Origin of the sequence: Cupriavidus neocaledonicus, from assembly GCF_000372525.1 — a bacterium.
GTDB classification, from domain to species: Bacteria; Pseudomonadota; Gammaproteobacteria; order Burkholderiales; family Burkholderiaceae; genus Cupriavidus; species Cupriavidus neocaledonicus.
In genome coordinates this window covers 309063-330764 of sequence record NZ_AQUR01000107.1, presented here as the reverse complement: position 1 = coordinate 330764, position 21702 = coordinate 309063, and the positions used below count along the sequence as shown (strand labels likewise).

The window sequence follows — 21702 nt, the reverse complement described above, 5'->3', positions numbered from 1 at the left end:
CGCGGGCGATCCAAGGCAGGCGATCCAGGACAGCGCTTCAGGCCGCGGCGCTGATCGTTGGCGCCTCGGCCCGCACGGTCAGGCGCCGCACCAGCTCCCACACCGCCGCGGCGGCCGGCGACAAGGAGCGGTCTTCGCGCCGCACCATGACGATGCTGCGTTCCTCGCGCGGCACCAGCGGGCGCCACACCAGCGGCGACGCCGCCGGCAGCGGCAGCGAGAACGACGGCAGCACCGACGCGCCGATGCCGGCCTCGACCATGCCGAACACGCTGGCCGAATGGCCCAGTTCCTGCACCACCTGCGGCACCACGCCATGGCGGCCGAACACGCGGTCGATCAGCGGCCGGCTGCCGGACGCAAAGTCCAGCAGCACCAGCCGCATGCCATGCAGCGCCGACCACGGCACCGATTCCGCCTGCGCCAGCGGATGGTCGCGCCGGCAAACGAAGCAGAACGGGTCGGTCGCCACCGGCTCCACCAGCAGCCCGTCGCGCACCAGCGGATCGATCAGCACGCCGAAATCCACCGCGCCGGCACGGACCTGCTCCAGCCCGTCGGCCTGGACGTTGTCGCGCACGATCAGGCGGATCTCCGGATATTGCGCGGCGCAGGCGGCCACGTAGAGCGGCATCAGCCGGGCGGAGATGGTCGGGGCGCCGGCTATCACTACGCGGCCACGATAGCGCTCACCGAGCTGCCGCGTTTCTTCGAGGGTGTCGTCCAGTTGGCCGAGCAGTCGTTCCAGCGCCGGCGCCAGCGCATGGCCTGCCTCGGTCAGCACCACTTCACGCGTGGTGCGGTCCAGCAGGCGCACGCCAAGCGCATCTTCCAGCTCGGCGACGCCGCGGCTGACCGCCGGCTGGGTCAGTCCGACCGCATCCGCGGCCCGGCTGAAGCCGCCGCTGCTGGCCACCGCCAGGAACACGCGCAACTGGCGCAATGTGTAATTCATGCAACAAGCAGATAAATAGATTCTATAAATGAATTTGCATTCTAGACCCGGGTGGCGTCCAATACTAGGCAAAACCCTAACATCGCAGGATTTCACCCGCAGTCATGTCCCGTATTGTCCGCAATCTCAAGAAGCTCTATGACCTGATCGACGGCTTTGTGCTCGTCATGCTGAGCGCCATCGCGATCGCGCTGGCCGCGCCCGAACTCGGCACCGGCGACGGCCCGTTGCATCTCGGCGTGGTGACCAGCCTGGGCGTGGCGCTGGTGTTCTTCCTGCACGGCGCGGCGCTGTCGCGGGACAAACTGGTGGCGGGGGCCAAGCACTGGCGCCTGCATGTGTTCGTGCAGGTCTTCACCTACGTGGTGTTCCCGGTGGTGGGCGCGCTGCTGATGCTGTCGCTGCGCAATACGCTGCCGGCCGACCTGCTGCTGGGCGTGTTCTTCCTGTGCGCGTTGCCGTCCACGGTGTCGTCGTCGGTGGCCATGACCTCGATGGCGCGCGGCAATGTCTCGGGCGCGATCTTCAACGCCACCATCTCGGGCCTGATCGGCATGCTGGTGACGCCGCTGCTGATGGGGCTGGTAATCAGCGCCAGCGGCGCGTCGATGCCGCTGGGCAAGGCGCTGACCGGCGTGGCGCTGCAGCTCTTGCTGCCGTTCGCGCTGGGGCAGCTGCTGCGCCCGCTGATCGGCAGCTGGCTGGCCAGGAAGAAGCACATCACCAACAAGATCGACCGTGGCGTGATCGTGCTGATCGTCTACTCGTCGTTCTGCGACGCCACCGCCGAAGGCCTGTGGCACCAGTACCAGTGGCAGACCATCGGCGCGGTGATGGGCATCGCCGCGGTGCTGCTGTTCGTGGTGCTGGGCTTCACCACGCTGACCGCGCGCCGCCTTGGCTTTTCGGTCGAGGACGAGATCACCGCGGTGTTCTGCGGCTCGAAGAAGAGCCTGGCCAACGGCATCCCGATGGCCAAGATCCTGTTTGCCGGCCATCCGGCGCTGGGCTTGCTGGTGCTGCCGCTGATGGTCTACCACCAGCTGCAGCTGATCGTCTGCTCGGTGATCGCGTCGCGCTATGCCAACCGCGACGCGCTGCTGGAAGACCAGGCCACGGCGCGCGCCTGAAGCGCGCGGCCATGAAAAAACCGGGGCATGCCCCGGTTTTTTTGTGCCTGCCGCCGGCGCGACGGCTCAGACCGAGGGATTCTTCGACAGCGGCGGATTGCGCGCGAAGTACGAGCGGATGCCCTTCAGGATGGCATTGGCGAGCTGTTCCTGGTGCGCGTTGTCGTTGAGCTTGCGCTCTTCTTCCGGGTTGCTGATGAAGGCGGTTTCGATCAGGATCGACGGGATGTCCGGCGCCTTCAGCACCGCAAACCCGGCCTGCTCGACGTGGGCCTTGTGCAGCTTGTTGATGCCGCCGATCTCGCCCAGCACCGCCTTGCCCACCAGCAGGCTGTCGTTGATCTGCGCGGTGGTCGACAGGTCCAGCAGCACGCGCGCCACCTGCGCATCCTTGTTGCCCATGTTGGCGCCACCGATCAGGTCGGAGGCGTTTTCCTTGTTGGCCAGCCAGCGCGCCGCGGTGCTGGACGCGCCGCGCTCGGACAGCGCGAACACCGACGCGCCGCGCGCCTCGGGCGACAGGAAGGCATCGGCATGGATCGACACGAACAGGTCGGCCTGCACCCGGCGCGCCTTCTGCACGCGCACGTTCAGCGGCACGAAGAAATCGGCGTCGCGCGTCATCATCGCGCGCATATTGGGCTGGGCATCGATCTTGGCGCGCAGCCGGTGCGCGATCTGCAGCACCACGTCTTTTTCCCGCGAGCCGGCCGCGCCGATCGCGCCCGGGTCTTCGCCGCCATGGCCGGGATCGATCGCCACGGTCAGCAGGCGGCGCATCTTGAACGGACGCTCGGCGGTGGGATTGTCGCGCGCGACCGGCGGCACCACCGGTGCGTTCGGGGCCGGCACGGGAGGCACCGGTGCCGTGGACGGCGTCGGGGGCCGCGGCCGTGCCACGGCCACCGGCGGCGGCGCGGTGGTGGGCGGCACCTCGCCCTTCTCGTCGAAGCGGCGCACCAGCGCGCCGATGGCGTCTTCCTCGGCGCCGGCCGGGGCGCCGGCGATGCCTTCCGCGCCCGGCGCCGGGTCGGAGGTGGCAAAGCGGCGCTGCTTTTCCTCGGTGTCGCGCACCAGCTTCCACAGCGGGTCGGGCGGGTTGACCGGGTACAGGTCGAACACCAGCCGGTTGCGGTAGCTGCCGATGGGCGCCAGCGTGAACACCTGCGGCGCCACGTTCTCCTTCAGGTCGAACACCATGCGGACCACGCGCGGGCGGTTCTGGCCGACGCGCACGGTCTGGATATACGGGTCATTCGGGGTGATCTTGGCCACCAGCTCGCGCAGCGTGGGCGACAGGTCGAGGCCGTCGATGTCCACCACCAGCCGGTCGGGGTCGCGGATCATCTGGTGCACCGCGGCCAGCGGCGCATCGGATTCGATGGTGACGCGGGTGTAGTCCTCGGCCGGCCACACGCGCACCGCGACGATGCCGGCGCCGAACGCGATCTGCGGACCGGCCAGCGTCAGCACGGCGGTGCCGGCGCCCAGCTTGAGCGCCTGCGCCATCCATTTGCGGCGCGCCTGCAGCAGGCCGTCGGGTCCATCGGGGCGGTCGGTGGCAAGTCGCTTGATCAGCATGCGTTCAGCAAGGTAAGTCCAGTGGGAGTATAGGCGCGCAAGGTCGCGATCCGCCGCTCGCCGGCGTCATCGGCGCCGGCCATGTCCGATTGGAGCAACACGTGCAGGTCCGGTTCCCCCAGCAGGCGCCCGGCCTTTTCCGGCCACTCGACCAGGTTGAAGGCCGGTTCGGCAAAGCAGTCGCGAAAACCCGCGTCGAGCCACTCTTCGGGATCGGCAAAGCGGTACAGGTCGAAGTGGTAGACCGTCAGCGGCGAGCCGTCGGCGCGGGCGACATCATAGGGCTCGCACAGCGTATAGGTAGGGCTGCGGACCTTGCCCGCATGGCCGAGCGCGCGCAACACCGCACGCGACAGCGTGGTCTTGCCGGCGCCCAGGTCGCCGGACAGCTGCACATGCACCGTGCGCGGCGGCATGGCCTGCACGGCGGCGGCCAGCGCGGCGCCCAAGCGCGCGGTGGCGGCTTCGTCGGGCAGCGTCAGGGTGCGTTCTTCGAGCAAGGGCATTGCGTACAATTCAGGAATGATCGACCGATTCGCCCCCGGGCAGGCGGATACGCCGCCCACACCAGTACCAGACACCAGCGGCCATGCGGCCGCGGGCCCGGGGCAGCTTGCGGCGCTGGCCGCGTCGATCCGCGCATGGGGTGTGGCGCTGGGCTTTGCCTCGGTGCGCATCGCCGATGTCGATCTCGCCCACGCCGAGCCCGGACTGCTGGCCTGGCTGGCGCAGGGCTACCACGGCGACATGGATTATATGGCCAACCACGGCCTGCGGCGCGCCCGTCCGGCCGAACTGGTGCCCGGCACGGTGCGCGCGATCGTGGCGCGCATGCCGTACCTTGCCGCCGCCGGCGCGCACGCGCAGGCCCCCGACTGGCGCCGACACGAGCTGGCGCGGCTGGACGACCCGGCCACCGCGGTGGTGTCGCTGTACGCACGCGGGCGCGACTACCACAAGGTATTGCGCAGCCGGCTGCAGCAGCTGGCCAGCCGCATCGAGGCCGAGATCGGCAAGTTCGGCTACCGCGTCTTTACCGATTCGGCCCCGGTGATGGAGGTGGCGCTGGCCAGCCAGGGCGGACTCGGCTGGCGCGGCAAGCATACGCTGCTGCTGGACCGCGACGGCGGCTCGATGTTCTTCCTCGGCGAGATCCTGGTCGACATCCCGCTGCCGGCCGATCCGCCCGAATCCGGCCATTGCGGCAGCTGCCACCGCTGCCTGGACATCTGCCCCACGCGCGCCATCGTCGCACCCTACCGGCTCGATGCGCGCCGCTGCATTTCCTACCTCACCATCGAGCACAAGGGCGCGATCCCGGTGGAATTCCGCGCACCGATGGGCAACCGCGTCTACGGCTGCGACGACTGCCAGCTGGCGTGTCCGTGGAACAAGTTCGCGCACGTGGCCACGGTACCTGACTTCGACGTGCGCAATGGCCTGGACGCGCCCGACATGGTCAGGCTGTTCGCCTGGACCGAAGCGGAATTCAACCAGCGCCTCGAAGGCAGTCCGATCCGTCGCATCGGCCATGAGCGCTGGCTGCGCAACCTCGCGGTCGGGCTGGGCAACAGCCTGCGCGCGGCGCTGTCCGGCACGCGCGCGGAGGACGCGGCGCTGGCCGCGCGCATCCGCGCCGCATTGCTGGCGCGGCGCGAGACCGCCACCCCCATGGTGCAGGAACATATCGACTGGGCCCTGGCCCAGGGCGGCCCGCCGGCGCAACGGGCCGGCTGACCTCAGAGCTCAGCGGTCAGCTCACCAGCGCCAGCCACAGCGGCGTGGTGACGATCGCCGCCACCGTCATCAGCGAGATCGTCGCCGCCACCATCGGCCCGTTGCCACCCATGCGCACGGCCAGGATGTAGGCACTGGAGGCGGTCGGCAGCGAGGCGTACAGCACCACGATCTGGTACTGTAGCGCGGTCAGCGGCAGGTGCCGCCCCACCAGCCAGGCCACGCACGGCATCGCCAGCAGCTTGACCCCGGTCCACCACGCCACCGGCCCGGCGGTGCCGGTGGCGCCGCTCATCTGCAGCCCGGCGCCCACCGTCATCAGGCCCAGCGCGGTCGACGCCGAGCCCAGCCGGTTCAGCGTCATGCCCAGCACCTCGGGCGCATGCAGCCCCATCAGGTTGGTCGCCAGGCCGCCGGCGGTGGCCAGGATCAGCGGGTTGCGCGCCAGTTCCTTCCACAGCGCGGCCTGCCCATGCCGGGCCAGCGCCCACACCGCCAGCACGTTGCACAGCGGCACGGTGCAGCCGACGATCACCGCCATCAGCGCCAGCCCTTCCGAGCCACCCAGGCGCGCCGCCAGCGCCAGACCGATATAGGAATTGAAGCGGAACGCGGTCTGCAGCCCCGAGGCAAAGCTGGCCGCATCGGGGCGCAGCACCCATTTGACGGCGTAGCCGCCGGCCACGCCGGTGGCCAGCACCAGCAGCGCCAGTCCCAGCATGGCCGAGGTCGAGGAGAAGTCCAGCACCGCGGTATTGGTCGACTGCAGCAGCAGCGCCGGGAACAGGACAAAGTAGACCAGCCGCTCCACCCCGCCCCAGAAGGCGCGGTCGAAGGGGGAATAGCGCACCAGCAGCCAGCCGATCAGGATCAGGCTGAAGTCCGGGACCAGCAGGAGGGCGGAAGGCATCTAGGGTTGTTGTTGTTGGCAGTGGCATGGCGCTGCAACTGGCCCGCCAGCCAGCGCACGGAAACCGCGGCGGGGAGAGATAACGGCAAAACAGCCCGGAATGTGCAGACTAGGGCAGATACGGATAGGTATTTTTCCAGATTTCGGGCAGCATGGCATGCCAAGTTGTACGCCTGCCGCCATGTTGTCCCGCATCCGTTCCGCGCGCCTGCGCGTGGACACCCTCCTCCGCTCCCGTTTCTGCCCTGGCCTCCGGCCGGGCCGCCGCCTGCGCCTGGCCGTCATGCTGGCCGCGCTCGGCGCCGTGGCCGCGGTGCATGCGGTGCCGGGGCCGGCGCGCGCGGTCGAGATCGCCGGGGTGCGCTTCGACGACGCGGCGCGCGTGGGCGGCAAGGAACTGCAACTCAATGGCGCGGCACTGCGCGCGGGCTTCCTGACCAAGGGCTACGTGGCGGCGCTGTACCTGGAGGAAAAGGCCCGCAACGCCGCCGTGGTACTGGGCACGCCCGGCGCCAAGCGGCTACAGTTACGCATCCTGCGCGAGACCGAGCCGCCGGCGGTGGTGCGCGCGATCCGCCAGGGCATGCGCGACAACCACAGCGAGGCGCAGATGCAGGCGCTGGCGACACGGCTGGAACAGTTCGGGCGCGTCCTGGGCGAGATCGGCACCGCGCACAAGGGCGACGTCATCAACGTGGATTTTTCCCCGCAAACCGGGACGGTCGTGGCCATCAACGGCACGCCGCGCGGCCGGCCGATCCCCGGCGAAGACTTCTACCAGGCCCTGCTGCGGGTGTTCCTGGGCGAACGCCCGGTCGACGCCGGGGTCAAGCGCGGCCTGCTGGGCGGCTGACCCAGATTACGCTGCCGGCGCACCGCCCGACCTGTGGCACTGCGACGGTTTTTTTGCTTCCGGGCGGCACCCTGCCCGGATTTCTGACGGGAGACATGATCTCATGCAAGCTGGCAAACTCGCACTGACCCTGGCCCTGGCGGCCGCCGCCACCGCGGCGCAGGCCCAGAGCTACCCCACCAAGCCGATCCGCCTGATCATTCCGTTCGCACCCGGCGGCACCACCGACATCGTCGGCCGGGGCGCGGCGGACCAGATGAGCCGCATCCTGGGCCAGCCGGTGGTGGTGGAAAACCGCGCCGGCGGGGGCGGTTCGATCGGCGCCGACGCCATCGCCAAGGCCGCGCCGGACGGCTACACCATCGGCATCTCGACGGTCTCGACCATGGCCGTGAACCCGGCCTGCAACCCCAAGCTGTCGTACGACCCGATCAAGGACTTCAAGCCCATCACCAACCTGGCCAACGTGGCCAACGTGATCGCGGTGAACCCGAGCTTCCCGGCCAAGGACTACAAGGAGTTCCTGGCCGTGCTGAAGGCCAACCCCGGCAAGTATTCGTACGCGTCGTCGGGCACCTGCGGCTTCGGCCACATGCTGGGCGAGCAGTTCAAGGTCTCGACCAAGACCTTCATGGTCCATATCCCGTACCGCGGCGCGGGCCCGGCGCTGAACGACGTGCTGGCCGGCCAGGTGCCGATCATGGTCGACAACCTGCCGTCGTCGATGCCCTACATCAAGGCCAACAAGCTGCGCCCGATCGTAGTGGCGTGGAACAAGCGCCTGGAGTCGCTGCCCAATGTGCCGACCTTCGGCGAAATGGGCCTGAAGGAGCCGAACGATCCGGCCTGGTACGGCCTGGTGGCGCCGGCCGGCACGCCTGACGAAGTCATCAAGAAGCTCAACGAAGCCGCGGTCAAGGCCCTGCAGGACAAGGACTTCCAGCAGCGCCTGCGCACCGCCGGCGCCGAGCCGTCGGGCAACACGCCGGCGCAGCACGCGGCCGAGATCAAGAAGGAATTCGACAAGATGAAGAACCTGGTCAAGGTGCAGAACATCAAGCTGGAGCAGTAAGAGCCCTCGGCAGAAAGGGCGGTTCTGGGTGCTCCCAAGCCGCCCGAGCTCGCTCAAGCAAGGTGTTCTCCCTCTCCCCTCACGGGGAGAGGGATCGGGGTGAGGGGTGGCTCAGCTGGGAGCCACCCCAAGCGAAGCCCATGGTTTTATCCCGCACGGCGGCTCCGGCCAGCGCCCGCCCTCACCCCCACCCCTCTCCCGCAGGCGGGAGAGGGAGCCCGCTGCAAGCTTCGGGACGACAGCATCGCGTCCAAAAAGCACTAAAATCCAGCATTCGCCCCAGCCTGACCGCCATGCCCGCACCCTACGACGCCATCCTTACCGCCCCGTTCGGCAAGATCGGCGTGCGCACGGACGGCGCTCGCATCCGGGCCATCGTGTACCTTCCCGGGCACGTCGAGGGCCTCGCCCCGGCCGATGCGCTGACGCAGCGGCTCGCGGCGCAGCTGGCGGCCTATTACGACGATCCCGACACCGCCTTCGACGTGCCGCTGGCACCTGCCGGCAGCGCCTTCCAGCAGCGCGTGTGGCAGGCTATCTGCGCCGTGCCGCCCGGGGCCACCACCACCTACGGCACCATCGCCGAAGCCATCGGCGCGATGCCGCGCGCGGTCGGCCAGGCGTGCGGGCAGAACCCGTTCCCGATCCTGGTGCCCTGCCATCGCGTGGTCTCGGCGCGCGGCATCGGCGGCTTCTCGCACCATGCCGAGGACGGCTTTTATCTCGACGTCAAACGCTGGCTGCTGCGCCATGAGCGCGCCATGCTGATATGAGCGGCAAGCCGGCGGCAGCCGAGCCCACCGCTGTCGCCAGCGCTGCCGACGTGGCGCTGGTCAGCCGCTTCTGCGATGCGCTGTGGCTGGAGGACGGGCTCTCGCGCAACACCATCGATGCCTACCGGCGCGACCTGACGCTGCTGGCGCGCTGGCTGCAGCAGGAGCAGCGCGGCGAGCTGCTCGGCGCAGACGACGGCGCGCTGTCGGCATACTTCAACGCGCGCCATACGCAGACGCGCGCGTCGTCGGCCAACCGGCGCCTGGCGGTGTTCCGCCGCTTCTACCAGTGGGCGCTGCGCGAGCACCTGGTGCAGGCCGATCCCTGCCTGCTGCTGCGCCCCGCCAAGCAGCCGCCGCGCTACCCGAAGACCCTGACCGAGGCCCAGGTCGAGGCGCTGCTGGAGGCGCCCGACACCGACACGCCGCTGGGCCTGCGCGACCGCACCATGCTCGAGCTGATGTACGCGAGCGGCTTGCGCGTATCGGAGCTGACCCAGATGAAGACCGTCGAGATCGGCCTGAACGAGGGCGTGGCGCGCGTGGTCGGCGGCAAGGGCGACAAGGAGCGGCTGGTGCCGTTCGGCCAGCAGGCCGGCGACTGGCTGCGGCGCTACCTGGCCGGCGCGCGTCCGCTGCTGCTGGCCGGGCGTGCCTGCGACGCGCTGTTCGTCACGCAGCGCGGCGAAGGCATGACGCGGCAGGCGTTCTGGCACCTGATCAAGCGCCATGCGCGCGACGCCGGCGTGCATGCCCCGCTGTCGCCGCACACGCTGCGCCATGCCTTTGCCACGCACCTGCTCAACCACGGCGCCGACCTGCGCGTGGTGCAGCTGCTGCTGGGGCACGCCGACATCTCCACCACCCAGATCTATACCCACGTCGCCCGCGAACGCCTGCGCGAGCTGCACCAGCAGCACCATCCGCGCGGCTGAAGGCCAAGGCGGCGGCCACTGTCATGAGCAAAACCAGGCACGTTTCGGAAACCCCGGCCACGCAAGCGCTGCGCAAGCACGGCGTGGCCTTCGGCGAGCACCCCTATGACTATGTCGAGCACGGCGGCACCGGCGAATCGGCGCGCCAGCTGGGCGTGCCAGAGCATGAGGTGATCAAGACCCTGGTCATGGAAGACGAGCGCGCGCAGCCGCTGGTGGTGCTGATGCACGGCGACTGCTCGGTCTCGACCAAGAACCTGGCGCGCCAGACCGGGCGCAAGAGCGTGCAGCCGTGCAAGCCCGAGGTGGCGCAGCGGCACAGCGGCTACCTGGTCGGCGGCACCTCGCCGTTCGGCACGAAGAAGCGCATGCCGGTGTATGTGGAAGCGACCGTGCTGGAGCTGGCGCGCATCTATATCAACGGCGGGCGCCGCGGCTACCTGGTCAGCCTGGACCCGAAGCTGCTGCCCGCGCTGCTCGACGCCCAGCCGGTGCAGTGCGCGCTGCCGGACTGACGCCGCCCGCCTGGCCCCACTTCAGGTCGAAGGAAGGCTCCACGCCAATCCGGGAAGTCACGGTCGTGGCGGGGCCCCTGGCGCGCTACAATCGCGCCAGCCCGAAAACATCGCACTCCACATGGCCAATCTGCTTTTTGCCCTTGCCGCCTACCTGATCGGCTCCGTTTCCTTCGCTGTCGTCGTCAGCAAGCTGATGGGGCTGCCGGATCCGCACTCCTATGGCTCGGGCAACCCCGGCGCCACCAACGTGCTGCGCACCGGCAACAAGAAGGCGGCGATCCTGACGCTGATCGGCGATGCCCTGAAGGGCTGGCTGGCGGTGTGGCTGGCGGCGCGTTTCGGCCCGGCGCACGGCCTTACCGACACCGGCCTGGCCATGGTGGCGCTGGCGGTGTTCCTGGGCCACCTGTTTCCGGTGTTCCACCGCTTCGCCGGCGGCAAGGGCGTGGCCACCGCGGCCGGCATCCTGCTGGCGATCGACCCGGTCCTGGGCCTGGGCACGCTGGCCACCTGGCTGATCATCGCCTTCTTCTTCCGCTACTCGTCGCTGGCGGCGCTGGTGGCGGCGATCTTCGCGCCGTTCTTCCATGTGCTGATGAACGGCGTCGACGTGATGGCCGGCGCGATCTTCGTCATCAGCGTGCTGCTGATCGCGCGGCACCGGCAGAACATCGCCAAGCTGCTGGCGGGGAAGGAAAGCCGGATCGGGGAGAAGAAGAAGGTTTGAGCATGCAGTCCGCTGAATAACGCGCGGCTGGCCACATCAGCACGCCAGCGGCGTACTCCCTCCCCCGCTTGTGAACCGACCCCATAAAGTTGTCTCCGACTTCTGGGGGTCAGTTCATTGCGGGAGCGGGTTGGGGTGAGGGCGGGAGCGTCCACGAAGCTCGAGAGCCTCATGCTTGCCACACGCAGGCCCTCGCCACCCGCCCGTCTCCCGCAAGCGGGAGAGGGAAGCAAACCAGCGGGGTCGTCAGACCGTGGCCGCTCCAAACACCATCTCCACCCGCAGCCCGCCCCCCTCGGCATTCACCAGGTTGAGCTTGCCCCCCGCCTGCCGCACCAGCCGGTCGACGATCGCCAGCCCCAGACCGGAATGCGCATTGCCGCCGCGCGCCGGATCCAGCCGCACGAACGGCAGCGTGGCGCGTTCCTTGTCGTCGTCGGCAATGCCGTCGCCCTGGTCTTCGACCACCAGCATGTAGCCGTCCGGCGTGCGCGAGGTCGCGATGCAGACCGGCGGCTTGCCATAGGCGTAGGCGTTGTCGACCAGGTTGCCGACGATGCGGTCCAGCTGCGTGGCGATCATGCGGAAGCCCTCGCCCGCGCCCAGCGACAGCACCACCTGGCGCTCCTGCTCGGCCAGCGACGCGGCCAGCTCGTTGACGCGCCGGTCCACCGGCACCGGCCGCGCGGTCGACTCGCTGGTCTGCGCGAAGCTCAGGAACTGCTCGACGATAGCCGCCATCGAATCGACGTCGCGCGTGACTCCCGCGGCGGCCTTGGGATCGGCCAGCATCTCGGCACGCAGGCGCAGCCGCGCCAGCGGCGTCTTCAGGTCATGGGCGATGCCGGCCAGCATGGTGTTGCGCTCCTGGTCGATGCGCGCGAGGTCGGCCACCATGCGGTTGAAGCGCTCGATCAGCTGGCGCAGCTCGTGCGGGCCGCGCTCGCGCAGCGGTGGCACGGCGTGCTGGCGCGACAGCAGCGCGGCCGCGTTGGCCATGTCGCGCACCGGGCGCTGGATCTGCCAGGCGATCAGCACGGCAAACACGATCGCCACGCCCACCACCAGCATCACCCCCGGCACCAGCCGGTTGTCCGGCGGCGGATTGTGGACCCAAAGAATCGGCATCGCGATCCAGTCGGCGCGGCTCGGCAGCTTGATCCAGATGCGCGGCGTGGTCTCGTCTTCCAGCCGGATCTCGGTGCCTTGCGGCAGCCGGCTGATGAACTGCTCCACCAGCCGGCGCGAGCGCCCGCCCTTGGGCGCGGTGGCGTGCTCGTCGGCATCGGCGGTGTTGGCGGTTTCCACCAGGCTGGGCAGCCTGGCGGGCGGCCGCGCATCGAGCGCGCGCTCGATGCTGTCGAGCTGGAACAGCATCTGCTCCACCGAATAGTCGACCTGCTGCTGGCGCCGGTCCATGCGCAGGATCGCCAGCCACGAGAAATGGCTGATCACCAGCACCGCGGCGATCAGCAGCGCAATGCGGCCGAACAGGGTATCGATACGTCGCAACTTCATCGGCAAGCAGGTCCTGGTGGCGCCAGGTCATTCGGGGCGCCGGCGCCGGGTTATTCGGGGAGGCCCGCGGGAATCTCTTCCGCTTCGTCGGGCACGAAGGTGTAGCCGCGCCCGCGCACGGTCTGGATATAGCGCGGGCGCTGCGCGTCCTCGTCCAGCAGCCGGCGCAGGCGCCAGATCTGCACGTCGATGCCGCGGTCGCTGATGCCGCTGGCGCTGCCGTACATCAGCTCGACGATGCGCTCGCGCGACAGCACTTCGAGCGGATGCATCAGCAGCAGCTTGAGCAGCGCGAACTCGGTATCGCTGATCGACAGCGCCTGGCCGGTACGCGTCAGCGTGCGCTGGCGGAAGTTGACGCGGAACGGGCCGAACGCGACCGACTCGCGGTCCTCGGGCGCCGCCGCCGGGCGCGCCAGCTTGCGGCGCAGCACGGCGTTGATGCGCGCCAGCAGCTCGCGCGGCGAGAACGGCTTGCCGAGGTAGTCGTCGGCGCCGATCTCGAGGCCGACGATGCGGTCGATCTCGTCGCTGCGGGCGGTGAGCAGGATCACCGGGATATCGTCGTTGCGGGCGCGCAGGTTGCGCAGCGCGGTCAGGCCGTCGACCTTGGGCATCATCAGGTCCAGCACGATCAGCGCCGGCCGCTCGCGCTCCAGGCGCGCCTGCAGGCCATCGCCGTCATGCATCACCGAGACCGCGAAGCCCTGCTGGGTCAGGTACTCGCGCAACAGGTCGCGCAGTTCGGGATCATCGTCGACGACGAGGATCTGGGTAGGCTGGTTGGTTCGCATAGGCACATGATAGTCAGCGCCGGCGCCACATGCGCCGGCGGGGCCGGACGGTTTTGTTTCCGCAGGTTACACGCGGGGTCCTGGTAATCCTCTGTAATAAATCGGCCGGGCGCCGAAATACGGGCGTCCGCGCCCGCACATTATCCTTGCCGCATGACTTGCCGTCAGCGCCGCCCCATGCGCGCCGCCCGGCACGCGCCGGCACGCCGGCGGCCCTTGCGCGGCTGCCCGCCAGGCCGGCCGGCGCCCATGGCGATGCGGCATACTGCGGCATCGTCACTTGCCAGCAGAACACGACGGTGCGCCGCGCGCACCGTTCCCAGGATTGCGGACATGTCCAACCCCGAACAAGGCCAACCTAACCCCTCCCCCTCCCCGTCTTCGCGCCCGCCGCGCAGGCACCGGCGCCGGCTCTATGCCGGGCTGCTGGTGCTGCTGCTGGCCGGGGGCGGCTGGTACTGGTATGCGCACCGCGGCGACGCCACCAAAGGCGCCGCGGCGGGTCCCGGCGGCGCCAGCGGACCCGCGGCGGGAGGTCCGGGCGGTCGTGCCGGCATGCCGCGCTCGCCGGTGGTGGTCGCCACCGCGGTCCAGCGCGACATGGACGTGGTCCTGAACGGGCTCGGCAACGTAACGCCGGTCTCCAACGTGACCGTGCGCGCGCAGGTGTCCGGCCCGCTGCTCAAGGTGCTGTTCAGGGAAGGCCAGATGGTCAAGGCCGGCGACGTGCTGGCCGAGATCGACCCGCGCCCGTTCCAGGCCGCGCTCGACCAGGCCGTGGGGCAGCTGGCGCGCGACCAGGCGCTGCTGCAGAACGCGCGGCTGGACCAGCAGCGCTACCGCACCCTGCTGGGCCAGGACTCGATCTCCAAGCAGCAGGTCGATACCCAGGACGCGCTGGTGCGCCAGTATGAAGGCGTGGTCAAGACCGACCAGGGCAACGTTGCCAACGCGCGCCTGCAGCTGGGCTATACAAAGATCGTGGCGCCGGTGTCGGGCCGCATCGGCCTGCGCCAGGTCGACCCCGGCAATATCGTCAACACCAGCGACACCAACGGCATCGCGCTGATCACGCAGATCCAGCCGATCGCGGTGATGTACACCATCCCCGAGGACAACCTGCCATCGGTGCTGAAGAAGCTCAACGCCGGCGAGAAGCTGCCGGTGCAGGCCTGGGACCGCCAGGTGCGCAACCAGCTCGGCGAAGGCGAGCTGCTGACCACCGACAACCAGATCGACACCACCACCGGCACGGTCAAGCTCAAGGCGGTCTTTCCCAACGCCGACGGCATGCTGTTCCCCAACCAGTTCGTCAACGTGCGCACCCGCGTCGACACGCTCCGGGACGCCACCGTGATCCCGGTGGCGGCGATCCAGCGCGGCCAGCAGGGCACCTTCGTCTATACCGTGGACGAGGCCAGCCAGGTCAAGGTGCAGGTGGTCACGCTGGGCCCCGGCGACGGCAGCCGCACCGCGGTGCTCGGTGGCCTGGCGCCGGGCCAGCGCGTGGTGGTCGACGGCGCCGACCGGCTCAAGGAAGGCATGACGGTCGAGACCGTCGATCCGGCCGCGCGCGCCGCCGCGGTGGTGCCGGCCAGCCAGCCGCGCGCGCGCGGGCGGCGCCATCGCGACGGTACAGGCGGTGCCAGCAATGCGCAGGCCGATGCCGGCGCGGCAGGCGCTTCGGCACCGCAAGGCGAACGCCGCCGCCGCGACGCCGGCGCCAGCGCACCGGCCGCGCGCGCGCCGCAGCAGTAAGGACGCCGCATGAACCCGTCCCGCCTCTTCATCGAGCGCCCGGTCGCGACGGCGCTGCTGATGCTGGCCATCCTGCTGTCCGGGCTGGTGGCCTACCGGCTGCTGCCGCTGTCGGCGCTGCCCGAGGTCGACTATCCCACCATCCAGGTCACCACGCTCTACCCCGGCGCCAGCCCGGACGTGATGACCTCGTCGGTCACCGCGCCGCTGGAGCGCCAGTTCGGCCAGATGCCGGGCCTGAAGCAGATGTCGTCGTCCTCGTCCGGCGGCGCGTCGGTGATCACACTGCAGTTCGAGCTGACGCTGCCGCTGGACGTGGCCGAGCAGGAGGTGCAGGCCGCCATCAACGCCGGCAGCAACCTGCTGCCGTCCGACCTGCCGATGCCGCCGGTCTACAGCAAGGTCAACCCGGCGGATGCGCCGATCATGACCATCGCCATGACCTCCGACACCATGCCGCTGCCCAAGCTGCAGGACATGGTCGATACGCGCGTGGCGCAGAAGATCTCGCAGATCCAGGGCGTGGGCCTGGTCACCATCAGCGGCGGCCAGCGTCCCGCGGTGCGCATCCAGGCCAATCCGGCCGCGCTGGCGTCGCTGGGCATGTCGATCGACGACCTGCGCACCGCCATCGGCGCATCCAACGTCAACGGTGCCAAGGGCAGCTTCGACGGCCCGCAACGCGCCTCGACCATCGACGCCAACGACCAGCTGCGCTCGGCCGACGAGTACCGCCAGATCATCCTGGGCTACAAGAACGGCGCGCCGATCCGCATCACCGACGTCGCCGAGATCGTCGACGGCCCCGAGAACAGCCGGCTGGCCGCGTGGGCCAACGACAAGCCCGCGATCGTGCTGAACATCCAGCGCCAGCCCGGCGCCAACGTGATCGAGGTGGTCGACCGCATCAAGGCGCTGCTGCCGCAGCTGCAGAACGCGCTGCCGGCGTCGGTGCACGTGCAGCTGCTGACCGACCGCACCACCACCATCCGCGCTTCAGTGGAAGACGTGCAGTTCGAGCTGCTGCTGGCGATCGCGCTGGTGGTGCTGGTGATCTTCCTGTTCCTGCGCAATATCCCCGCCACCATCATCCCCGGGGTGGCGGTACCGCTGTCGCTGGTCGGCACCTTCGGCGTGATGTACCTGTCCGGGTTCTCGATCAACAACCTGACGCTGATGGCGCTGACCATTGCCACCGGCTTCGTCGTCGACGATGCGATCGTGATGATCGAGAACATCATGCGCTACATCGAGAAAGGCGACTCGCCGATGCAGGCGGCGCTCAAGGGCTCGAAGCAGATTGGCTTCACCATCATCTCGCTGACCTTCTCGCTGGTGGCGGTGCTGATCCCGCTGCTGTTCATGGGCGACGTGGTCGGCCGGCTGTTCCGAGAGTTCGCGATCACGCTGGCGGTGTCGATCCTGATCTCGGCGGTGGTGTCGCTGACGCTTACGCCGATGATGTGCGCACGGTTGCTGCACCACGTGCCGGAGGAAAAGCTGTCACGCTTCCACCGCGCCACCGGCCGCTTCTTCGACAACGTGATCGAGCGCTACGGCCGTGGCCTGGAGTGGGTGCTCGACCGCCAGAAGGCAACACTGGTGGTGGCGGTGGCCACGCTGGCGCTGACCGTGCTGCTCTACCTGCTGGTGCCCAAGGGCTTCTTCCCGGTGCAGGACACCGGCGTGATCCAGGGCATCACCGAGGCCGCGCAGACCACCTCGTTCAGCGCCATGGCGCGCAAGCAGGAGGCAGTGGCCAAGGTGGTGATGCAGGACCCGGCGGTGGCCAGCCTGTCGTCGTTCATCGGCGTCGATGGCAGCAACACCACGCTCAACGCCGGGCGCATGCTGATCAACCTCAAGCCCAAGGGCGAGCGCGATCCCATCGACGTGGTCACGCAGCGCCTGCAGCAGTCGGTGCAGAGCCTTGGCGGCGTGTCGCTGTTCACGCAGCCGGTGCAGGACCTGACCATCGAGGACAAGGTCGCGCGCACGCAGTACCAGTTCACGGTGGAAGATCCCGATCCCGCGACGCTGGCGACTTGGGTGCCGAAGCTGGTCGAGCGCCTGCGCCAGGAGCCCGAACTGCGCGATGTCACCAGCGACCAGCAGAACAACGGCCTGCGCGCCTATGTCGATATCGACCGCGACGCCGCGGCGCGTTTCGGCATCACCACCGCGGTGATCGACAGCGCGCTGTACAGCGCCTTCGGCCAGCGGCTGGTGTCGACCATCTTCACGCAGTCGAGCCAGTACCGCGTGGTGCTCGAGACCATGCCGGAATTCCGCACCAGCCCGCAAGCGCTGGCCGAGCTGCGCCTGCCGTCCTCGTCCGGCGGACAGGTGCCGCTGGGCGCGTTCGCGCGCATCACCGAGCGCACCGGGCCGCTGGTGATCAACCACCAGGGCCAGTTTCCCGCGGCGACGATCTCGTTCAACCTGGCGCCGGGCGAATCGCTGGGCGCGGCAGTCGACAAGATCACCCGGGTCGAGCAGGAGCTGGGCCTGCCGATCTCGATGCAGACCAGCTTCCAGGGCGCGGCGCTGGCGTTCCGCGCGTCGCTGTCGAACACGCTGTGGCTGATCCTGGCCGCGGTGGTGACCATGTATATCGTGCTGGGCGTGCTGTATGAAAGCACCATCCACCCGGTCACGATCCTGTCGACGCTGCCGTCGGCCGGCGTCGGCGCGCTGCTGGCGCTGCTGGTGGCGGGGCAGGACCTGGGCATCATCGCCATCATCGGCATCATCCTGCTGATCGGCATCGTCAAGAAGAACGCGATCATGATGATCGACTTCGCGCTCGAGGCCGAGCGCGAGCAGGGCATGACCCCGCGCGACGCGATCTTCCAGGCCTGCCTGCTGCGCTTCCGCCCGATCCTGATGACCACCATGGCGGCATTGCTGGCGGCGCTCCCGCTGATGCTGGGCTCCGGCATCGGCAGCGAGCTGCGCCAGCCGCTGGGCGTGACCATGGTGGGCGGCCTGCTGGTGAGCCAGGTGCTGACGCTGTTCACCACGCCGGTGATCTACCTGGCCTTCGACCGCGTGGCGACGCGCGTGAAGGGCTGGCGCAAGCGCCGCTTCGGCGATCCGGAGGAAGGCGGCACGGGCGAGGAGCCGGTCTGAGCATGAATCTTTCGGCCGCCTTCATCCACCGCCCGGTCGCGACCGCGCTGCTGACGCTCGGCATCCTGCTGGCGGGCCTCGCGGCGCTGCGGCTGCTGCCGGTATCGCCGCTGCCGCAGGTGGACTTCCCGACCATTTCGGTATCGGCGTCGCTGCCCGGCGCCAGCCCGGAAACCATGGCCGCCACCGTGGCCACGCCGCTGGAGCGCGCGCTCGGCGCCATCGCCGGCGTGACCGAGATCACCTCCAGCAGCTCGCTGGGCTCGACCCGCGTGACGCTGCAGTTCGACCTGTCGCGCAATATCGACGGCGCCGCGCGCGACGTGCAGGCCGCCATCAACGCCTCGCGCGCGACGCTGCCGACCAGCCTGCCCAACAACCCGACCTACCGCAAGGTCAACCCGGCCGACGCGCCGATCATGATCATCGCGCTGACCTCGCCGACCATGACGCGCGGGCAGTTGTACGACGCGGCCTCGACCATCCTGGCGCAGAAGCTGTCGCAGGTCGAAGGCGTGGGCCAGGTCACCATCGGCGGCGCCTCGCTGCCGGCGGTGCGGGTCGAGCTGAACCCGACCGCGCTCAACAACTACGGCATCTCGCTCGAGGACGTGCGCAACACCATCAGCGCGACCAACGCCAACCGGCCGCTGGGCACGCTGGAGAACGCCAGCAACAACTGGCAGGTCTATGCCAACGACCAGGCGATGAAGGCGGAAGACTACATGCCGCTGATCATCCGCTACGCCACGCCGGGCACGTACTCGTCGGCGTCGGCGGGGGCGCTGATCGCCAGCACCGCCAACGCCACCGCCAGCGGCGGCGTCAGCACCAAGGTGGTCAACGGCGTCACCGTGACCACGCTGACCACCAGCAGCGGCACCACCACCATCACCAGCGGCGCCACCGGCGGCACCAGCGCCACCAGCGGCCCGAATGCGTTCGCGGTGCCGGTGCGGCTGCGCGATGTCGCCAACGTCGTCGATTCGGTGCAGGACATCCGCAACGCCGGCTCGGCCAACGGCAAGCCGTCGGTGCTGCTGGTGCTGAACCGCTCGCCCGGCGCCAACATCATCGAGACCGTCGACCGCGTCAACGAGATGCTGCCGCAGCTGCAGAAGATGATCCCGGCGGCGATCTCGATGGACGTGATGATGGACCGCACCCCCACCATCCGCGCCTCGCTGCGCGAGGTCGAGCACACCCTGATGATCTCGGTGGCGCTGGTGATCATGGTGGTGTTCGTGTTCCTGCGCAACGTGCGCGCCACCCTGATCCCCAGCGTGGCGGTGCCGGTGTCGCTGATCGGCACGTTCTCGGTGATGTACCTGGCCGGGTTCTCGCTGAACAACCTGTCGCTGATGGCGCTGACCATCGCCACCGGCTTCGTCGTCGACGATGCCATCGTGGTGCTGGAGAATATCTCGCGCCATATCGAGGACGGCATGAAGCCGCTCGCGGCGGCGCTGCGCGGCGCGCGCGAAGTGGGCTTCACGGTACTGTCGATGAGCCTGTCGCTGATCGCGGTGTTCATTCCGCTGCTGATGATGGGCGGCATCGTCGGCCGGCTGTTCCAGGAATTCGCGATCACGCTGTCGGTGGCGATCCTGGTGTCGCTGGTGGTCTCGCTGACCACCACGCCGATGATGTGCGCGCGCATGCTGCGGCCGGTGGAACGTGAGCAGCAGGGACGCTTCTTCCGCGCCACCGAGCGCATGTTCCAGTGGCTGCACGACGGCTACGCGCGCTCGCTGTCCACCGCGCTGCGCTTCAGCCCGCTGGTGTGGCTGGTGCTGATCGCCACCATCGCGCTCAACGTGTACCTGTACGTGATCGTGCCCAAGGGCTTTTTCCCGCAGCAGGACACCGGGCGGCTGATCGGCTTTATCCGCGCCGACCAGGCTACCTCGTTCCAGGCCATGCGCGGCAAGCTCGACAACTTCATCAGGATCGTCCAGTCCGACCCGGCGGTGGTCAACGTGACCGGCTTTACCGGCGGCTCGCAGCGCAATACCGGGCAGATGTTCGTTACGCTCAAGCCGCTGTCGGAGCGCAAGGAATCGGCCGACACCATCATCGCCCGGCTGCGCGGCAAGCTCGCCAAGGAGCCCGGCGCCAGCCTGTTCCTGCAGTCGGTGCAGGACATCCGCGTGGGCGGGCGCCAGAGCAGTTCGCAGTACCAGTTCACGCTGCAGTCCGACGACCTCGAGGTGCTGCGCGCGTGGGAGCCCAAGGTGCGCGCGGCGCTGTCCAACCTGAAGGGGCTCGAGGATATCGACACCGACACCAACGACAAGGGCCTGCAGACCTCGGTGATCATCGACCGCGACGCGGCCTCGCGCCTGGGCGTGACCGCGCAGCAGGTCGATGCGGTGCTCAACGATGCCTTCGGCCAGCGGCTGGTGTCGACCATCTACCATCCGCTCAACCAGTATCGCGTGGTGATGGAGCTGAGCCAGGAATACCTGCAGGGACCCGAGGCGCTCAAGGACATCTACGTCGTCACCGGCAACGGCAACCGCGTGCCGCTGGCAGCGTTCGCGCGCGTGACGCCGAGCAGCACGCCGCTGGGCGTCAACCACCAGGGCCAGTTCGCGGCCTCGACCATCTCGTTCAACCTGGCCGAAGGGACGTCGCTGTCGCAGGCCACCGACGCCATCAACCGCGAGATGGCGCGCATCGGCGCGCCCGAGACCCTGCGCGCCAACTTCCAGGGCGGCGCCAAGGCGTTCCAGGACTCGCTCAAGAGCCAGCCCATCTTGATCCTGGCAGCGCTGATCACCATCTACATCGTGCTGGGCGTGCTGTATGAAAGCTATGTCCACCCGCTCACCATCCTGTCGACGCTGCCGTCGGCCGGGGTGGGCGCGCTGCTGGCGCTGCTGGCCTCGAAAACCGACTTCAGCATCATCGCGCTGATCGGCGTGATCCTGCTGATCGGTATCGTCAAGAAGAACGCGATCATGATGATCGACTTCGCCATCGACGCCGAGCGGCGCGAGGGGCTGTCGCCGCGCGACGCCATCTACCGCGCCTGCCTGCTGCGCTTCCGCCCGATCCTGATGACCACCATGGCCGCGCTGCTGGGCGCGGTGCCGCTGGCGCTGGGCCGCGGCGACGGCGCCGAGCTGCGCGCGCCGCTGGGCATTTCCATTGTCGGCGGGCTGGTGGTAAGCCAGCTGCTGACGCTGTACACCACGCCGGTGGTCTACCTGACGCTGGACCGCTGGCGCCTCAAGGTGAAGGCCTGGCGCCAGCGCCGGCGCGGCGGCACGCCCGACCTGCCGGCCGCCGTCTAGTAATGCAGAG

General features: G+C 69.1%; 17 protein-coding genes. 11 read left to right on the top strand and 6 right to left on the bottom strand.

Annotated elements, in window-relative coordinates; all coding sequences use genetic code 11:
- Positions 1–37 precede the first annotated feature (37 nt).
- Positions 38–955 (bottom strand): LysR family transcriptional regulator, encoded by a 918-nt coding sequence (locus A3AG_RS0129705; RefSeq protein ID WP_018008908.1) that lies wholly within the window; start codon positions 953–955, stop codon positions 38–40.
- A 104-nt stretch (positions 956–1059) separates the two neighbouring features.
- Between A3AG_RS0129705 and A3AG_RS0129700 the strand changes: the two genes are divergently transcribed.
- Positions 1060–2085: a bile acid:sodium symporter family protein gene (locus tag A3AG_RS0129700; protein WP_018008907.1), complete on the top strand. Its 1026-nt coding sequence runs from the start codon at positions 1060–1062 to the stop codon at positions 2083–2085.
- 66 nt (positions 2086–2151) lie between these two features.
- Here A3AG_RS0129700 and A3AG_RS0129695 read toward each other — a convergent pair whose 3' ends face one another.
- Positions 2152–3666: an N-acetylmuramoyl-L-alanine amidase gene (locus A3AG_RS0129695; protein ID WP_018008906.1), complete on the bottom strand. Its 1515-nt coding sequence runs from the start codon at positions 3664–3666 to the stop codon at positions 2152–2154.
- The gene (tsaE, locus tag A3AG_RS0129690) at positions 3660–4172 is read right to left on the bottom strand and encodes a tRNA (adenosine(37)-N6)-threonylcarbamoyltransferase complex ATPase subunit type 1 TsaE (protein WP_026164566.1); all 513 of its coding nucleotides are present in this window, start codon (positions 4170–4172) and stop codon (positions 3660–3662) included. Before tsaE ends, A3AG_RS0129695 begins: the two co-directional genes overlap by 7 nt.
- A gap of 16 nt (positions 4173–4188) precedes the next feature.
- Here tsaE and queG point away from each other — a divergent pair, with 16 nt between their 5' ends.
- Entirely contained in the window at positions 4189–5403 is a 1215-nt protein-coding gene (gene queG / locus A3AG_RS0129685) for a tRNA epoxyqueuosine(34) reductase QueG (protein ID WP_026164565.1), read from the top strand.
- A gap of 16 nt (positions 5404–5419) precedes the next feature.
- Here queG and A3AG_RS0129680 read toward each other — a convergent pair whose 3' ends face one another.
- Positions 5420–6313, bottom strand: coding sequence for an AEC family transporter (locus tag A3AG_RS0129680; protein ID WP_018008903.1), 894 nt, complete (start codon positions 6311–6313; stop codon positions 5420–5422).
- A gap of 157 nt (positions 6314–6470) precedes the next feature.
- Between A3AG_RS0129680 and A3AG_RS0129675 the strand changes: the two genes are divergently transcribed.
- From A3AG_RS0129675 to plsY, 6 genes are all read left to right on the top strand, one after another.
- A complete protein-coding gene (locus A3AG_RS0129675; protein WP_018008902.1) occupies positions 6471–7166 on the top strand; it encodes a chalcone isomerase family protein in 696 nt (231 codons plus the stop codon).
- Between the two features lie 103 nt (positions 7167–7269).
- The gene (locus A3AG_RS0129670) at positions 7270–8238 is read left to right on the top strand and encodes a tripartite tricarboxylate transporter substrate binding protein BugE (RefSeq protein ID WP_018008901.1); all 969 of its coding nucleotides are present in this window, start codon (positions 7270–7272) and stop codon (positions 8236–8238) included.
- A 293-nt stretch (positions 8239–8531) separates the two neighbouring features.
- Positions 8532–9011, top strand: coding sequence for a methylated-DNA--[protein]-cysteine S-methyltransferase (locus tag A3AG_RS0129665; protein WP_018008900.1), 480 nt, complete (start codon positions 8532–8534; stop codon positions 9009–9011).
- Positions 9008–9946 (top strand): site-specific tyrosine recombinase XerD, encoded by a 939-nt coding sequence (gene xerD, locus A3AG_RS0129660; RefSeq protein ID WP_018008899.1) that lies wholly within the window; start codon positions 9008–9010, stop codon positions 9944–9946. The genes A3AG_RS0129665 and xerD overlap by 4 nt, the downstream gene beginning before the upstream one ends.
- 23 nt (positions 9947–9969) lie before the next feature.
- Entirely contained in the window at positions 9970–10461 is a 492-nt protein-coding gene (gene ybaK, locus A3AG_RS0129655; RefSeq protein ID WP_018008898.1) for a Cys-tRNA(Pro) deacylase, read from the top strand.
- 121 nt (positions 10462–10582) lie between these two features.
- Positions 10583–11191: a glycerol-3-phosphate 1-O-acyltransferase PlsY gene (plsY, locus tag A3AG_RS0129650; RefSeq protein ID WP_018008897.1), complete on the top strand. Its 609-nt coding sequence runs from the start codon at positions 10583–10585 to the stop codon at positions 11189–11191.
- Between the two features lie 246 nt (positions 11192–11437).
- Here the strand turns inward: plsY and A3AG_RS0129645 are convergent, their stop codons facing one another.
- Positions 11438–12709, bottom strand: coding sequence for an ATP-binding protein (locus A3AG_RS0129645; protein WP_018008896.1), 1272 nt, complete (start codon positions 12707–12709; stop codon positions 11438–11440).
- 50 nt (positions 12710–12759) lie between these two features.
- Complete coding sequence (locus A3AG_RS0129640; protein ID WP_018008895.1) at positions 12760–13503, bottom strand: response regulator; 744 nt, start codon at positions 13501–13503, stop codon at positions 12760–12762.
- 333 nt (positions 13504–13836) lie between these two features.
- Between A3AG_RS0129640 and A3AG_RS0129635 the strand changes: the two genes are divergently transcribed.
- From A3AG_RS0129635 to A3AG_RS0129625, 3 genes are read left to right on the top strand one after another with little or no spacing between them, the layout of a single operon-like run.
- Positions 13837–15261 carry an MdtA/MuxA family multidrug efflux RND transporter periplasmic adaptor subunit gene (locus tag A3AG_RS0129635; RefSeq protein ID WP_026164563.1) on the top strand — a complete coding sequence of 475 codons (1425 nt, stop codon included), beginning with the start codon at positions 13837–13839 and terminating at the stop codon, positions 15259–15261.
- 9 nt (positions 15262–15270) lie between these two features.
- On the top strand, positions 15271–18393 hold the full coding sequence (locus tag A3AG_RS0129630; RefSeq protein WP_018008894.1) for an MdtB/MuxB family multidrug efflux RND transporter permease subunit: 3123 nt from the start codon (positions 15271–15273) through the stop codon (positions 18391–18393).
- A 2-nt stretch (positions 18394–18395) separates the two neighbouring features.
- The gene (locus A3AG_RS0129625) at positions 18396–21692 is read left to right on the top strand and encodes an efflux RND transporter permease subunit (protein WP_018008893.1); all 3297 of its coding nucleotides are present in this window, start codon (positions 18396–18398) and stop codon (positions 21690–21692) included.
- The last annotated feature ends 10 nt before the right edge of the window (positions 21693–21702 follow it).

Bases quoted from the DNA above. Each gene is read 5' to 3' on its own strand.
- A3AG_RS0129705 (WP_018008908.1), bottom strand. From the start codon at position 955: ATGAATTACACATTGCGCCAGTTGCGCGTGTTCCTGGCGGTGGCCAGC.
- A3AG_RS0129700 (WP_018008907.1), top strand. From the start codon at position 1,060: ATGTCCCGTATTGTCCGCAATCTCAAGAAGCTCTATGACCTGATCGAC.
- A3AG_RS0129695 (WP_018008906.1), bottom strand. From the start codon at position 3,666: ATGCTGATCAAGCGACTTGCCACCGACCGCCCCGATGGACCCGACGGC.
- tsaE (WP_026164566.1), bottom strand. From the start codon at position 4,172: ATGCCCTTGCTCGAAGAACGCACCCTGACGCTGCCCGACGAAGCCGCC.
- queG (WP_026164565.1), top strand. From the start codon at position 4,189: ATGATCGACCGATTCGCCCCCGGGCAGGCGGATACGCCGCCCACACCA.
- A3AG_RS0129680 (WP_018008903.1), bottom strand. From the start codon at position 6,313: ATGCCTTCCGCCCTCCTGCTGGTCCCGGACTTCAGCCTGATCCTGATC.
- A3AG_RS0129675 (WP_018008902.1), top strand. From the start codon at position 6,471: ATGCCAAGTTGTACGCCTGCCGCCATGTTGTCCCGCATCCGTTCCGCG.
- A3AG_RS0129670 (WP_018008901.1), top strand. From the start codon at position 7,270: ATGCAAGCTGGCAAACTCGCACTGACCCTGGCCCTGGCGGCCGCCGCC.
- A3AG_RS0129665 (WP_018008900.1), top strand. From the start codon at position 8,532: ATGCCCGCACCCTACGACGCCATCCTTACCGCCCCGTTCGGCAAGATC.
- xerD (WP_018008899.1), top strand. From the start codon at position 9,008: ATGAGCGGCAAGCCGGCGGCAGCCGAGCCCACCGCTGTCGCCAGCGCT.
- ybaK (WP_018008898.1), top strand. From the start codon at position 9,970: ATGAGCAAAACCAGGCACGTTTCGGAAACCCCGGCCACGCAAGCGCTG.
- plsY (WP_018008897.1), top strand. From the start codon at position 10,583: ATGGCCAATCTGCTTTTTGCCCTTGCCGCCTACCTGATCGGCTCCGTT.
- A3AG_RS0129645 (WP_018008896.1), bottom strand. From the start codon at position 12,709: ATGAAGTTGCGACGTATCGATACCCTGTTCGGCCGCATTGCGCTGCTG.
- A3AG_RS0129640 (WP_018008895.1), bottom strand. From the start codon at position 13,503: ATGCGAACCAACCAGCCTACCCAGATCCTCGTCGTCGACGATGATCCC.
- A3AG_RS0129635 (WP_026164563.1), top strand. From the start codon at position 13,837: ATGTCCAACCCCGAACAAGGCCAACCTAACCCCTCCCCCTCCCCGTCT.
- A3AG_RS0129630 (WP_018008894.1), top strand. From the start codon at position 15,271: ATGAACCCGTCCCGCCTCTTCATCGAGCGCCCGGTCGCGACGGCGCTG.
- A3AG_RS0129625 (WP_018008893.1), top strand. From the start codon at position 18,396: ATGAATCTTTCGGCCGCCTTCATCCACCGCCCGGTCGCGACCGCGCTG.